This is a genomic window from Streptomyces aidingensis (assembly GCF_900112355.1).
GTDB classification, from domain to species: domain Bacteria; phylum Actinomycetota; class Actinomycetes; order Streptomycetales; family Streptomycetaceae; genus Streptomyces; species Streptomyces aidingensis.
The window spans coordinates 357,933-371,416 of sequence record NZ_FOLM01000003.1 but is presented as its reverse complement, the minus strand read 5'-3'; the positions used below and the strand labels follow the sequence as shown (position 1 = coordinate 371,416).

Here is a 13,484-nt window from a genome sequence, read left to right as displayed (position 1 = left end):
CAATGACCACCGCGCCGAACCGCCTCACCGGACTACGCTTGTCCCCGCTGTTGGGGTCGGTGGTAGCGAGGGAAGGATCGCCGCACGGTGAGCACCTTGGACGGAGCATGGGTTCACAGAACCCTGTCCGCGGACGATCGCAAGACGTTCGAGGCCCGGTTCTCCTTCGCCCTGGCCGGCGTACGGCTCACATACGAGGTGGAGCCGCTTGCCGAGGTGGTCCGGGAGTGGTGGGTGCTGGCCGGAGGGGACCAGGACGCCGCTGACGCGGACCGGTTCCGCTCCCAGCAGGACGCGACCATCACCCGGCGGCCACAGCGCCCGCAGCAGGACCCCACACGGTGGGTGGACCGCACCGGCCCGGCCGTGTTCGCCGCCCTGTCCCCCGATGACCGGGTGCGCTTCGAGCTGGACTTCACGGGCGCCGCGGATGTGGCCGAGCGGACCTTCGACCACCGCCGCCTGCTCGAGGTGATCCATCACTGGTGGACGCCGGCCTGCCGGAAGGCCAACCCCGAGCATGCCGCCATCGACCGGGAGATGATCCGCCGCATCGAGGCCGGGGACGAGTCTGTGTTCGCCGGTTCGGGGGAAGAACCCTGAGTATGGCTACGTACGAGATCCGCTTCGTCACGGAGGCGGCCCGCCAGCGCGACTCCCTCCCCGCATCAGGGCGCAAGGAGCTGGAGAAGGCGCTGGGCGAGATGAAGCGCAACCCCTTCAAGAAGGGCAAGAAGGGGATGGATGAGGTCTGGTACTGGGACTTCGGCCGGACCGGGCAGATCATGTACCTGGTCTCGAACCGCATCGTCACGGTCACCGTGCTGCGCCTCACATACGTGTGAGGTCCGGCCGGCTCCATGACCAGCGCGTGACCAGTAGCACCCGGGAACAGCCGGAAACACCGAGGAACCAGCGGGTACGACTGGCCGCTCGGCAGGGTCGTCAGCGGCACCCTTTCCGCAGGCCAGAGCCCTGATGAGGCGGTGTCCGAGAGAAGAGTTCAAGTCCCCCCTCGGACACCACCAGAGACCCCAGTCGACCTGGGGTTTTTCTGTTTTCCAGGGGTCCGCCGTGACCAGCGCCGCGACCGGCACGCAAATGATCGTGTCCGCCGCGGCGCAGGCCGTGGCGCAACGCCGGGTCAGCGGATGTGCACGGTGAGCGACGCTCTCCGGGCTACGGTGACGGCATGTCAGACACTGTGCTTCCCGGTCCCGACACCTCCTTCGGCCGGCGTGTGCGGGAACGGCTGGCGGCCGAGCGCGTCGTCTGGTTCACCACGGTCGGAGCGGACGGAACCCCGCAGCCCAACCCCGTGTGGTTCCTGTGGGAGGACGGTGGCTTCCTCGTCTACAACCGCACCGATGCCGGGCGGCTGGCCAACATCGCGGCCCGTCCGCAGGTCTCGCTGCATTTCAACAGCGACCGCGAGGGCCAGGACATCGTGGTCTTCCGGGGCCGCGCCCGCCGCGCCGGGAGCGCGCCGCCGCCGCACGAGCACCCGGCATACACCGACAAGTACGGCCAGGCCATGAGCGCCGTCACCGGCAGCCGGGAGAAGTTCGGCGAGGCCTTCGCCGTCCCGCTGCGGATCGACGTCACCCGGGTCCGCGGCTACTGAGCCCGCGCACCGCCTGCGCCGTCCCCGCCCCGGAGGACCCCCGCCGAGCCGGGGGTCCTCCGCGTTTCCGGGGCCGGGCCGGGGGCCGCCCGGCCGGCCGCGGTGCGCCAGGCGGCGGTCACCGCGGCATGCGCCTGGGCGGTGGCGGCCGGGACATCGCCGGACAGGGTCAGCGGGGTGCCGAGATGCACGTGCAGGGCCGGCCGGCGGACCGGGGCGGTCAGCACTCCGGCGAGCTGCTTGGCCGTGCGGCCGGAGCTGATCCGGCGGGCCCCGGCCTGGCCGAGCGGCACCAGCGGCGCGCCGGTGGCCAGTGCCAGCCGGGCCGGGCCGCTGCGGAACGCTCCGGGCGGCGCCTCGGCGACGTCCACCCGGCGCGGCAGGCCGCCCTCGCCGTAGACCAGGATCACCCGCCCGTCGGCCAGGGCAGCCGCGGCGGCGTCCAGCGAGGCCGCGGCCTGCGCGGTGCCGCGCCGCACCGGGATGTGGCCGCCGCGGGTGAGCAGCCGCCCCAGCACCGGGACGCGCCACAGGCCGGCGGCGGCCATGACCACCGGCTGCACACCCAGCCGGTGCAGGGCGGCCAGCACCACGGCCGGGTCGGCGAGCGAGGTGTGATTGGCGGCGACGATGCTGCCCGGCGGGACGACGGCCCCGGGGTCGGCGGTCACCCGCAGCGGGCCGAGCAGCGGGACAATCCGGCGGGCGGCGGCGCTGAGCACGTGGTCATCCTCCGGTTCGGGCGCCGGGCGGGCGGCGCCGGTGGTTCATGATCAGTGGCTTGCTGTCCGCATCATCGCCCGCCGCGGCCCTGCGCCGCCTGAGTAGAAACGCCCGGGTACCGTACCGCTTTCCGGGCCGGCGGCCCCGGGCACCCCGGCCGGCCGGCCGCGGCGGCGCCGCGAAACGAGGGCTGGCCAGGAGGTGTTTGTCGTACGGTGGGGGCCATGACGACGATGACGCCGGGCGCGAACATCCCGCTGCCCGTACAACTGGTCAGTGTGGAGGTCACCGCGCCCCGGCCGCTGGACGTCTCCGGCCTGATGGTCGCGGCGGACGGAAAGGTGCGCTCCGACGCCGACTTCATCTTTTACAACCAGCCGCAGGGGCCGGGCGTGCAGCACCGCCCGGCCTCGGCGTCCGGTCCCGACTGTGTCACCGTCGACACGGCCGAGGTGCCGGCGGACATCGAGAAGGTGGTCGTCACCGCCAGCCTGGACGGCGGCGGCCCGTTCGCCGGTATGGAGCCGACGGCCACGGTCCGGGACGCGGCGACCGGCACGGTGCTCGCGGTGTTCACCCCGCCCGCGCTGAGCGTGGAGACCGCCCTGATCGTGGTGGAGGTCTACCGGCGGCAGGGCGCCTGGAAGCTGCGCGCGGTCGGCCAGGGCTATGACAACGGCCTGGCCGGGATCGCCATGGACTTCGGTGTGGCCGTGGAAGAGGAGGAGGAGCCCGAGCCCCTGCCGGCTCCGGCTGCGGCGCCCGCTCCGGCTCCGGCGGCGCCGCTCCCGTCCGGTGGTGCCGCCGCGCCGCCCGCGCCCGCCCCCGGGCCGCAGCCCGGCGCGCCGGAACCGGCGCCCGCCCCCGCCTGGGGAACCGGCCCGGGGGCCGCTCCGCCGCAGGGGACTCCGCCGCAGCCGGCGCCCGCGCCCGCCTGGGCCGGCGAGACGCAGCCCGCGATCCCCACGGCGGGGACCGGGGCGACGCCGCAGTGGGCCGGCGGCCCGCAGAGCGGCCCGCACACCCCGCCGCCGCCTCACCAGCCGCACCAGCCCGCGCCCGGCGCCCCCGATCCCCGCACCTCCGGCCCGGTTCCGGCTCCGGGTTCGGGCACGCCCGCCTGGGCCGCCAATCCGCAGCCGGCCCCGCCTTCCTCGTCCGCCGCGCCCCCGCCCTGGCCCGGTACGGCCCAGAGCGGTCCGCACACCGCGCCCCCGCCCCCCGACCCCCGCACCGGCGGGCCGATGCCGGCGCCCGGCCCGGCCTGGGCCTCGGGGCCGCAGACCGCACCGCCCCAGCCCGCGCCCGGTCCCGGTCCCGGTCCCGGTCCCGGTCCCGGTCCGGCCTGGGCCGGCGCACCGCCCGCCCAGCCGCAGGCCCCCGGGCCGCACGCTCCCGGGGCGGGCGCTCCGGCGGGCGGGGTGATGGCCCTGGGCGCGTCACCGGTCAGCCTGGTCAAGAACCAGGCCGTGTCCCTGGTGAAGGCGGGCCAGCCGCCGCTGTCCCGGGTGCAGATGGGTCTCGGCTGGCAGCCCGCCATGCACGGTGGCCGGATCGATCTGGACGCCTCGGTCATCGCCTTCGACTCCCAGCGCCGCAAGCTCGACACCTGCTGGTTCATGAAGCAGCGGATCTTCCACGGCGCCATCCGGCACTCCGGTGACAACCTGACCGGCCATGGCGAGGGCGACGACGAGGCCATCGGCGTGGACCTGGCCAAGCTGCCGCCGGAGGTGTCCGGGCTGGTCTTCACGGTGAACTCGTTCAGCGGCCAGAAGTTCACCTCGGTCGCCCGCGCCTACTGCCGCCTGCTGGACGCCCAGGACGGCAGTGAGCTGGCGCGCTACGACCTGACCCAGTCCGAGCCGCGCACCGGCCTGATCCTGTGCAAGCTGGTCCGGCAGTTCTCCGGCGAGTGGCACATGACCGCGGTCGGGGTCTTCGCCGACGCCAAGACCGCCAAGGGCATGGTCAAGCACGCCGCCGCCATCCTGTAGCACTCTCCCCTCCCACGGGCCCGGTCCGGATTCCTCCCGGACCGGGCCCGGTCCGGGCCCCGTCGCGGGGACGCGTCCGGGCCGAGACGAAAAGGCACCGACTGAAGCGTTTCAATCCCTCTGGCCGAGGGTACGAATCCCGCCATCTGGGAGCGCTCCCGTATCCGGACTCCCCCACACCGGAAGTAGGAGCCGCAATGCTCGCGAAAACCCGTGCCAACGGCCAGGAACTGGCCTTATCACCCCGCTGGACGCTGCGCGCGCTGGCCGTGCTGTTCGCCGCGCTGCTCGGGCTGATCCCCTGGGCGGACGCCGCGTCGGCACACGGTTCGGCCGTGGACCCGGCCTCCCGCAACTACGGTTGCTGGCTGCGCTGGGGCAGCGACTTCCAGAACCCGGCCATGCAGCAGCAGGACCCGATGTGCTGGCAGGCATGGCAGGACGACACCAACGCCATGTGGAACTGGAACGGCCTGTACCGGGAAGGCGTCGCCGGCAATCACCAGGCGGCGCTGCCGGACGGGCAGTTGTGCAGCGCCGGGCTCACCTGGTACGGCCGCTACCGTTCCATGGACACTCCCGGCCCCTGGAAGACCACCCCGGTCGGCAGCAACTTCACCCTGCGGCTGTGGGACCAGGCGTGGCACGGCGCGGACTACTACCGCGTCTATGTCACCCGGCAGGGCTATGACCCGGCCACCGAGCCGCTGACCTGGGGCGATCTGGAACTGGTACGCCAGACCGGCGCCTACGCCCCGGCCGAGTACACCGATCTGAACATCAGCGCCCCCGGGCGCTCGGGCCACCATGTCGTGTTCACGATCTGGCAGGCCAGCCATCTCGACCAGTCCTTCTACTTCTGCAGCGACGTCACCTTCTCCTGACGTCCCGCCGGCCCGGCCGTCCTCAGCCCCGGACGGCCGGGCCCAACTCGGCGCGGCCGACAATCCGTTGTTTGCAGAACGTTGTTGTCGTCCCGCCGCGTACTCGTGCGAGACTGCCCCTGCCGGCTGACAGGGCGTCGAAGGGGCGGATTCACCATGGCTGACAACGCCGACCGTGCGGAGAACTCGGTCAACGACCAGGACCGGGCAGCGTCACAGGAGCAGGAGCCCGACTACGACTGGAGCTGGGCGGACGCCGAACTCGGCTACGAGATCCCCGAGATCGACACCAGCAAGCCCTCCATAGCCCGGGTCTACGACGCCGCCCTCGGCGGCCAGGACAACTATCCGGTGGACCGCGAGGTGCTGGAGGCCGCCCTCAAGATCAATCCGGTGGCGATCCGGAGCGCGCGGGTCAACCGTGACTTCCTGGTCCGCGGCGTCCGTCATCTGGCCGAGCAGGGCATCGACCAGTTCCTGGACCTCGGTTCCGGGCTGCCCACCGCGCAGAACACCCACCAGGTGGCCCAGGAGGTCAACCCGCGCGCCCGGGTGGTCTATGTCGACAACGACCCGATCGTGCTGGCGCACGGCCAGGCCCTGCTCGCCCAGAACAGCCGCACCCGGGTGCTGCTGGCCGATCTGATGGACCCCGCCAAGGTGCTGGGCCACCCCGGGGTCGAGGGCTTCATCGACTTCTCCCGGCCGGTCGGCCTGCTGATGGTGGCCGTCCTCCACCACATCCTGGACGAGGAGGACCCGGCCGGCATCGTCAAGGCGTACACCGGCCGTCTGGCGCCCGGCAGCCATCTTCTCCTCTCGCACTTCTGCAACACCATCCCGGAGGCCAAGGCGCTGGAGGAGAACCTGGTGCGTTCCCTGGGCCGCGGGAAGATGCGCAGCCAGGAGGAGATCACCGCCTTCCTGGACGGGCTGGAGCCGGTGGAGCCCGGCGTCGTCGCGCTGCCGCTGTGGCGCCCGGACGAGCCGGTGCGGGAGCCCCTGGACGAGAGCGGGATGATCATCTTCGGCGGCCTGGCGCGCAAGACGGCCTGACCCGCGCGGCGGCACCAAGCCGCGGGTCCGCTGCCGGGCCGCCGCCGGTCCGTAGGCTGGACGCATGGTGCAGCGGACCCCGGGCCGGCGGCCCGTCTTCGCCCGCTTCTACTCCCGCGTCGGCGGCCCGGCGCTGGAGCGGGCGGGCATGGGTGAGCACCGCCGGCGGCTGCTGGCGGGGCTGTCCGGCGAAGTGGTGGAGATCGGCGCGGGCAACGGCCTGAATTTTCCGCACTATCCGCCCGGGGTGCGGCGGGTGGTGGCCGTGGAACCCGAGCCGAGGCTGCGGGCCATGGCGGCCGGGGCCGCCGCCCGGTGCCCGGCCCCGGTGGAGACGGTGGCCGCCGGGGCGGAGCGTCTGCCCGCTCCCGACGCCGCCTTCGACGCCGCGGTGGCCTGCCTGGTGCTGTGCTCGGTGCGGGACCAGGACGCCGCGCTGGCCGAGCTGTTCCGGGTGCTCAGACCGGGCGGCCGGCTGCGCTTCTTCGAGCATGTGCGGGCGGATACGGCCGGCATGCGGCGGGTGCAGCGGCTGGTGGACGCCACCGTCTGGCCGCACCTGTGCGGCGGCTGCCACACCGGCCGGGACACCGCCGCGGCCATCACCCGGGCCGGTTTCCGCATCACCGCGCTGGAGAAGTTCTCCTTTCCCGAGACGCGGGTGCCCTCCCCCGCCGCCACCCACATCTCCGGCTCCGCCGGGAAGCCGGGAGCCTGACCGCGGCACCGCCCGGCACGCCCCCGCCCGGCCCGCTCCAGGGCCGCTCCGAGCCGCCCCGGCCCGGACAGGGCGGCGGACGTGCACCGTCTGCCTCCGGGTCGTGCAACCGCGCGCCGTTGCCGCGTCTCGCGCGCCGCCCCTACCGTGACGCCCCAGGTCGGACTCCGAAAGGGGAAGGCCACGTGGGAGCCGCAGACATCGCCGCCGCCTTGGTCAGTGTGCCGCGGCACCGCTTCATCCCGCCCCGGGCATGGGCCTCTCCGGTAGGAACTCCGGGCGGCTACTGGATCGACCGGGAATGCGATCCGGACGCCTGGTGGGAGGCGGTGTACTCGGACACGGTGATCGTCACCCAGCTCGACGAGGGACGGATCGAGCTGACGGAGCAGAACGCCGCCCGGTGGTTCTGGAAACCGACCTGCTCGGCGTCGAGTCCGCTGCTGGTCACCGCGTTTCTGCGGCATCTGGACCCGCGCCCGGGCGACCGGGTGATGGAGATCGGCACCGGCACCGGCTGGACGGCCGGGCTGCTGACCGTGCTCACCGGGGACCCCGCACGGGTCACCTCGATGGAGATCGATCCCTCCCTGGCCGCCGTGGCGGAACGCAATCTCTCCTCCTGCGGCCTGACGCCCCGGCTGGTGGTCGGGAACGCCGCCGGCGGCCTGCCCGGCATCGAGCTGTTCGACCGGCTGCACATCTCCGCCGGAGTCGATCACCGTATTCCCTATGCCTGGGTGGAGCAGGTCCGTCCCGGCGGGATCATCGTGCTGCCCTGCAACGGGCTGGGCCGGCTGGTCCGGCTCACGGTCCGCCAGGACGGCACGGCCCGCGGCACCTTCCACGACGAGTGCGGCTTCATGCCGCTGCGCTCACAGCCGCCCGCGCCGCTTCCCGCGCCGCGAACCGTACCGGGCGCACCGGGCGCACCGGGCGCACCGGGCGCCGGAACCTGCCCGGCCACCGCCGGAGCGCCCCCGCCGCGCCGGCGGGAACTCACCGCCGATCCGGGCCCGCTGCTCGATCCGGCGCCGGGCCTCCAGGTGCTGCTCGACGATCTGGTCGGCGGTTCCCCCTGGCCGACCGGCGAGGGAACCTGGCTGCTCAGCGCCGCCGGCTCGTGCGCCGAGGTGACGGCGGACCGGGTGACGCAGTGCGGTCCACGGGATCTGTGGGACCGGGCCGAGCGGCTGCTGCACGCCTGGCGGCAGCGCGACTGCCCCGGGCTGGACCGGCTGGGCATGACCGTCACCCCGCACGAGCAGTATGTGTGGCTGGACGATCCCGACACCCCGGCACGGCGGTGCCTGAGCACGGAACGGGGAAATCCATGACCGAGGGATGCGGCCAGTGCGAGCAGGGCTGGATCTGGATTCACGAGGACGGCCGGCGCGTCAAGTACCCGTGCCCGGTCTGCCGTCCCCATGGCACGGCCGGCCCGGGCCGGCCGTCCGGTGCGCGCGGGGCCCCGCAGCCGACCCGCCGGGCCGGAAACGTCTGCTCACGCCCGCAGGTGCGCGAGCAGGTCGTCGCCGGCGGGGTAGGGCCGTTCCGCCGGCAGCAGCTTCCCGGCGGCTGACAGTTCGCCCTTCTCCACCAGCGCGTGGATCTCCCGGGCCAGCGGGGTCACATCCTGGATGCCGGTGATCCACTCGTCGGCGTAGCGGTGCGCCGCCTCGCCGCCGAGGCCGAGCTGGAGGGAGCGGTGGGGCAGCGGGCGCAGACGCAGATCGCGCTCCGGGTCCCACTGCACCCGCGCCGGGCAGCGCGCCAGCTCCCGCTTCCAGGCCGCCTCGTCCGGATACACCTCACGGTCGTAGTGCGACAGGCAGGCGTGGCGCAGGGCCCATTCGAAGCCGTCCCGGGTGATCTCGATGGACAGCACCGTCTCCTGGTCCGGCTTGGCGGCCCAGCCGCAGCGGTACATCATCCACAGGAACGACGGCTTGATCCAGGTCATCCGCTCCCGCCGCCAGGCCGGGGGGAACCGCCCGGTGCGGGCGGCGGGCCCGCCGATCTCCGGCCGGTACGCCTGATAGACGGTCACGGTCTCCTCGGTGTACCGCGCCCGGATCGCCCGGTACGGCTCCCCCTCGTTCCCGCTCCCGCTCCCGCTCTCGTTCATGCTCTCGTTCACGCCCCGAGCCTTCCGCCGCACCGTGCCCCCGGGCCACCCATTTTCCGTCACCGGCCGGGGACGCCCCGGCCCGGACCGAGAAGTCCCCATATCGCTGACGAAGCGGCGGGGCGGGGCCCGGTGTGCGGGTACCGGTGATTTGGCTGATTCCCCTTTGCGAAAGTGCGGCTTCAATCGGCGTAGGCCGATGGAAGGAACGATCTTCGGCGATCGGGAGCAGGCACAACTCGCGCAACCGACACAGCGGCGCGCCGGCGCGGTCGGCCGGGGTGCCCGGAAGGGATTCAGACATGTCTCGTATCAGCGGGCGCCTGCGCGTATTCGGCGCCCTGGCCGCCGGCATCGTGGCCGTGGGCGCCGCCGGCCTCGTCGTGACCCCGGCCTCCGCCGCCACCTCCGTCTACAGCGAGGACTTCGACGACGGGCTCGGCACCTTCACCTCCTCCGGTACCGTCACCACCGGCAGCTACGGCGCGCGGCTGCGGGGATCGCTGTTCTCCGAACCGTCCATGACCTCCGCGCCCATCGATCTGAACGGATACGGGAATCTGACGGTGTCCTACACCCGGGAGGCGTCCGGGCTGGACCTCGGGGAGAGCTTCACCGTGGCCTACTCGGTCGACGGCGGCTCGTTCACCACGCTGGAATCGGCACGCACCGCCGGTGGCGCGGCATCGTTCCCGCTGCCGGCCTCGGTGGACGGCCGGAGCGTGCGGCTGCGGTTCTCGCTGGACGCCGGCAGCTTCCTGGAGACGCTGACCGTCGACGACGTGCTTGTCGAGGCCGGGAGCGGCGGGGGCGGGGACAGCGGCGGCAGCGGGGGTCCGACCGACCCTCCGCCCGGGTCGCTGCCCCCGGTGGACGATGTCACCCGGCCCGGGCCGTACCCGGTGACGATCGACACCTCCGCCGGCCCCGGCGGGGACGGGTGGCTGGCCTATCCGGCCAACGCCGGCCAGGACGGGGTGGACCACCCGGTCCTGGTCTGGGGCCCGGGCGCCGGCTCCGGCCCGGCCGACTACGAGGACATGCTGCGCCAGTGGGCCTCGCACGGATTCGTCGTCTACAGCGAGGTCTCCTCCAGCAGCGGCGACTACATGGTGGAGGCCCTCGACTGGCTGGAGGACCAGAACGCCGGCCCGCTCAGCCCGCTGTACCAGGACCTCGACCTCTCCGAAGTGGCCTTCGGCGGGCATTCCCGCGGCTCGATCGGCACCTTCGACGTGGCCGACGAGCCGCGGCTGGAGACCACCGTCCATGTGGCCGGCGGCTCCTTCGACGGCAATGGCCCGGACAGTCTCCGGAACCCGGCCCTCTACATCGGCGGCGACGAGGACTTCGCCACCGCGAACATGGAGCGCGACTACACCAACACCGAGGTGCCGGTGTGGTTCGGCATCCTGGACAACACCGACCACATCTACGCCACCCGCAACGGCCGGCACATCATCACCGCCTGGCTGCGGTGGCACCTCGCCGACGAGGACTTCCGCCGCACCGAGGACTTCCTGAGCCCCGGCTGCACCTTCTGCCACCTCGGCGAGACCGCGTACAAGAACTGGTGAGCCGGGTGACTCCGCCCCGGTGAACGGGCGTGCCGCCCCGCCGTCATCCCGGCGGGACGGCACGCCGCCGGGACGGTGAGAGCAGGGCTGACCGGCGAGGGAGGGCTGCCCGGTACTGGCCTTCGAAGACCCGGGCGGGGTCGCAGGGGGAGGTGCTGGGGGCCGCCCGGCAGGCAACCCGGACCGCCGGGGTCAGGCGCGGCGGGCGGCCCAGACGGTGCGCTCGGTGCGTATGGCGAGGTCCTTGCGGCGCAGCACGCAGTTCGGGCTGTTGCTGTCCAGGAGCTCGTCGAGTGCGGCGAGGTCCCCGGGGCCGAGAGCGGGGGCGGCCACGCCGCGGATGCGCTGCAGACTGGCGTAGGCGTAGCGGCCGACCGCTTCGCTGCGCGCACCTTCGATGTTGACGGTGATGGTCCGCTCGTCCTCGACGGTGAACCCCGCGGCCGTCAGCATCGGGCCCCAGTCGGCGCCGCGGTGCGGAACGTGCCCGGCGTGGAAGCTGTCGGTCGCGGCATGGGCGCGCTCCTCGAGACCGGGCCGGCTCCCGGGTGCGCCGGCGGGCAGGAAGCGCGGGAAGGCTGCGAGCTCGACGACGGCGAACAGGCCCGTGGGCGCGAGCAGTCCGCGAACGTTTCGCAGGGCGCGGTCAGGGTTGGCCAGGTGGTGCATCGAGGCCGAGGCCCACACCAGTTCCGGCCTGCCGAGGTCGGGCCAGCTGTCGCTGTCGAGGTCGGCCTGCACGGTCCGTACGCGCCCCTCGGCCCCGCGGGCGCATGCCTTCTCGCGCAGGAGCTGGAGGTGCCCGGCCGAGGCGTCCACGGCGGTGACATGCGCGTCGGGGAAACGCCCGAGCAGTGCGAAGGTTCCCGCGCCGGTACCACAGCCCAGGTCCACGATCCGGCGCGGCCTGTTCTTCAGCGGCAGCCAGGCGGTGATGGACGCAATGTGCTCGGAAAGCACCTCGGCGTCCAGATCGAGGATCTCCGCCTGATGGCGATCGCCGGGTTCGTGGTGGCCGCCATGGCCGTGGCCGGGGTGGTGACCGCTTTCGCCGTGGTGGGGGGTTTGCTGATGCGCTGCGTTCATGGTCCGACCGTAGGCCCGCCATGCGCGTGAAGCACCCCTGCTTGCGTATTGCGCAAGGAGGTGGCTCGGCGTGCTGCCCGCCACGCAATACCCGCCACCGAGCCGAAGGGCTGCGGCAGGGCCGCTGCCCGTTATCGGCCGGAGCCCTGGTCACCTTTGCCGTCGGCGGCGGAGCCGGCGTCCTTCTGGTGGCCTCGGCGGGCGTCGCGGTCGAAGATGCCCATGATCTCGCATGGTCCGCCCTCGGCTCCGATGGCGTGCGGCATCATGGTGGGGAACTCCGCGGCCTGATTGGTCTCGATGCGAAAGCGCCGGTGACCGAGCATGAGGACGGCCGTGCCGGACAGCACGACGAGCCATTCGCGGCCGGGGTGGGCGCGCATGCGGGCCGGATTGCCGGGCGGCGGTTCGGTCATCCGCTGACGCATCACGCTCATGCCGGGGTCGCCCTTCACGGGCCAGCGCATCAGGCCGTGCGCGCCGTCGATCATCGGGCTGATGACGACATCGTCGGCGGCGTTCTCCACGAGCTGGTCCAAGGTGGTGTCCAGGGCGCGGGCGAGGGTGACGAGCTGGTCCAGGGCGAGGCGGCGCCGGCCGTTCTCGATGCGGCTCAGTGAGGACTGGCTGAGGTTGGCCCTGGTGGCCAGTTCCTCCAGCGACCAGCCCTGTGCGACGCGCAGTGCGCGGATCCGTTTGCGTACGAGGCTGTCCAGCTGCCCATCTTCTTGCGTCATGGGCAACATCGTATGCCTTTCATGCAACCTGCGCTTATCGTCGGATACCGGGCCGCGCCGGCCGCCGCGGACACCGACGCCGCGCTCGCCACGGCCCGGAGAACCAACGGCGGACACGTGAGTCCCGCTGCGGAACAACCGCGCGACCGCCGTCCAGCGGTCCGCGCGGCGAGCGAGTCCCCGTCTCACCGACCCTGCGACCGGTTCTGTCCCGGCGCTGATCCTGCATGCCTTTCGGGAAGGAAACCATGAGTATCAATCAGCCTCCTCGGGCGACGGCCGCGACGCCGGTCGGTGCCGGGGGTGCGCCGGATGCGCGTCAGCTGCGTGCGATCCTGATCACCGTCTCGCTGGCGCTGATGGCTGTCATCGCCTCGGTGACCGGGCTGAACGTCGCTCTCAGACCCACATGGCCGTCGAGTTCGGCGCCTCGCAGACCACCGTCCTGTGGATCATCAATATCTACACCCTTGCCCTGGCCGCGCTGCTGCTGCCGCTCGGCGCGATCGGTGACCGGCTGGGCCGCAAGCCCATGCTGATCACCGGACTGGTCGTCTTCGGTGCCGCCGGCGCCGTCGCCGGGCTCGCCCCGTCGGCCGGGGTCATGATCGCCGCCCGTGTGGCCGCCGGGATCAGCGCCGCGATGATCATGCCGATCATCCTGGCCGTCATCACCTCAACACCGCCCGTGAAGGCATCGCCAACGCCATCGAGATCGCGCCCACGACCGGCGGCCACGCCCAGGACCTGATCCACGCCGCACAGCAGTCGTTCGTCGACGGCTGGCAGCAATCCATGTGGACCGGCGCCACGGTGATGGGTGTCCTGCTCGTCTACGTCGCCGTACGCGGCCCGGAGAACACCGCCCCCGCAGAAGCCGGCGAGGAGACAGCTCCGGAGGCCGGGGCTGCGGAGCCCGTCGCCGCCCGCTGACCTCACAGCACTCCGTGCGGG

The 13,484-nt window shown here is 72.9% G+C and carries 14 protein-coding genes and 2 pseudogenes; 12 read left to right on the top strand and 4 right to left on the bottom strand.

Translation table 11 applies throughout. The annotated features are described in order from the left end of the window. Positions 1 to 87 precede the first annotated feature (87 nt). The 3 genes from BM242_RS29840 (at position 88) to BM242_RS08785 (ending at position 1,624) form a co-directional block, all read left to right on the top strand. The gene (locus tag BM242_RS29840) at positions 88 to 603 is read left to right on the top strand and encodes a DUF6247 family protein (RefSeq protein WP_217652405.1); all 516 of its coding nucleotides are present in this window, start codon (positions 88 to 90) and stop codon (positions 601 to 603) included. A gap of 2 nt (positions 604 to 605) precedes the next feature. Further along, on the top strand, positions 606 to 845 hold the full coding sequence (locus tag BM242_RS08790) for a type II toxin-antitoxin system RelE family toxin (protein ID WP_093838127.1): 240 nt from the start codon (positions 606 to 608) through the stop codon (positions 843 to 845). 347 nt (positions 846 to 1,192) lie between these two features. Further along, positions 1,193 to 1,624, top strand: a complete 432-nt coding sequence (locus tag BM242_RS08785; RefSeq protein WP_093838126.1) for a TIGR03667 family PPOX class F420-dependent oxidoreductase — start codon at positions 1,193 to 1,195, stop codon at positions 1,622 to 1,624. On the opposite strand, the gene BM242_RS08780 is transcribed toward BM242_RS08785, so the two are convergent. Then, positions 1,618 to 2,346 carry a lysophospholipid acyltransferase family protein gene (locus tag BM242_RS08780; protein ID WP_093838125.1) on the bottom strand — a complete coding sequence of 243 codons (729 nt, stop codon included), beginning with the start codon at positions 2,344 to 2,346 and terminating at the stop codon, positions 1,618 to 1,620. The two genes, BM242_RS08785 and BM242_RS08780, sit on opposite strands and share 7 nt — an antisense overlap. Before the next feature lie 234 nt (positions 2,347 to 2,580). Between BM242_RS08780 and BM242_RS29835 the strand changes: the two are divergent. The 6 genes and pseudogenes from BM242_RS29835 to BM242_RS08755 form a co-directional block, all read left to right on the top strand. Further along, positions 2,581 to 3,222: pseudogene (locus tag BM242_RS29835) on the top strand (TerD family protein); the annotation flags it as partial. A 369-nt stretch (positions 3,223 to 3,591) separates the two neighbouring features. Next, positions 3,592 to 4,344, top strand: a complete 753-nt coding sequence (locus BM242_RS29830) for a TerD family protein (protein ID WP_217652411.1) — start codon at positions 3,592 to 3,594, stop codon at positions 4,342 to 4,344. Between the two features lie 197 nt (positions 4,345 to 4,541). After that, positions 4,542 to 5,228 (top strand): lytic polysaccharide monooxygenase auxiliary activity family 9 protein, encoded by a 687-nt coding sequence (locus tag BM242_RS08770; protein WP_093838123.1) that lies wholly within the window; start codon positions 4,542 to 4,544, stop codon positions 5,226 to 5,228. Positions 5,229 to 5,384: 156 nt separating this feature from the next. Next, positions 5,385 to 6,284, top strand: a complete 900-nt coding sequence (locus tag BM242_RS08765; protein WP_093838122.1) for an SAM-dependent methyltransferase — start codon at positions 5,385 to 5,387, stop codon at positions 6,282 to 6,284. Between the two features lie 64 nt (positions 6,285 to 6,348). Beyond that, complete coding sequence (locus BM242_RS08760; protein ID WP_093838121.1) at positions 6,349 to 7,002, top strand: class I SAM-dependent methyltransferase; 654 nt, start codon at positions 6,349 to 6,351, stop codon at positions 7,000 to 7,002. 185 nt (positions 7,003 to 7,187) lie between these two features. Next, the gene (locus BM242_RS08755; protein WP_175541319.1) at positions 7,188 to 8,339 is read left to right on the top strand and encodes a methyltransferase domain-containing protein; all 1,152 of its coding nucleotides are present in this window, start codon (positions 7,188 to 7,190) and stop codon (positions 8,337 to 8,339) included. 167 nt (positions 8,340 to 8,506) lie between these two features. Here BM242_RS08755 and BM242_RS08750 read toward each other — a convergent pair whose 3' ends face one another. Beyond that, positions 8,507 to 9,130, bottom strand: coding sequence for a DUF4291 domain-containing protein (locus BM242_RS08750; protein ID WP_093838274.1), 624 nt, complete (start codon positions 9,128 to 9,130; stop codon positions 8,507 to 8,509). A gap of 302 nt (positions 9,131 to 9,432) precedes the next feature. On the opposite strand from BM242_RS08750, the gene BM242_RS08745 reads away from it, so the two are divergent. Then, positions 9,433 to 10,707, top strand: coding sequence for a poly(ethylene terephthalate) hydrolase family protein (locus BM242_RS08745; protein ID WP_093838119.1), 1,275 nt, complete (start codon positions 9,433 to 9,435; stop codon positions 10,705 to 10,707). Positions 10,708 to 10,899: 192 nt separating this feature from the next. Here the strand turns inward: BM242_RS08745 and BM242_RS08740 are convergent, their stop codons facing one another. Both BM242_RS08740 and BM242_RS08735 read right to left on the bottom strand, forming a co-directional pair. Next, entirely contained in the window at positions 10,900 to 11,793 is an 894-nt protein-coding gene (locus BM242_RS08740; RefSeq protein WP_093838118.1) for a class I SAM-dependent methyltransferase, read from the bottom strand. A gap of 131 nt (positions 11,794 to 11,924) precedes the next feature. Continuing rightward, the gene (locus tag BM242_RS08735) at positions 11,925 to 12,530 is read right to left on the bottom strand and encodes an XRE family transcriptional regulator (protein WP_217652403.1); all 606 of its coding nucleotides are present in this window, start codon (positions 12,528 to 12,530) and stop codon (positions 11,925 to 11,927) included. Between the two features lie 248 nt (positions 12,531 to 12,778). Here BM242_RS08735 and BM242_RS08730 point away from each other — a divergent pair. Further along, positions 12,779 to 13,218: pseudogene (locus BM242_RS08730) on the top strand (MFS transporter); the annotation flags it as partial. Positions 13,219 to 13,325: 107 nt separating this feature from the next. Then, on the top strand, positions 13,326 to 13,463 hold the full coding sequence (locus BM242_RS29285) for a hypothetical protein (protein ID WP_175541318.1): 138 nt from the start codon (positions 13,326 to 13,328) through the stop codon (positions 13,461 to 13,463). Positions 13,464 to 13,484 lie beyond the last annotated feature (21 nt).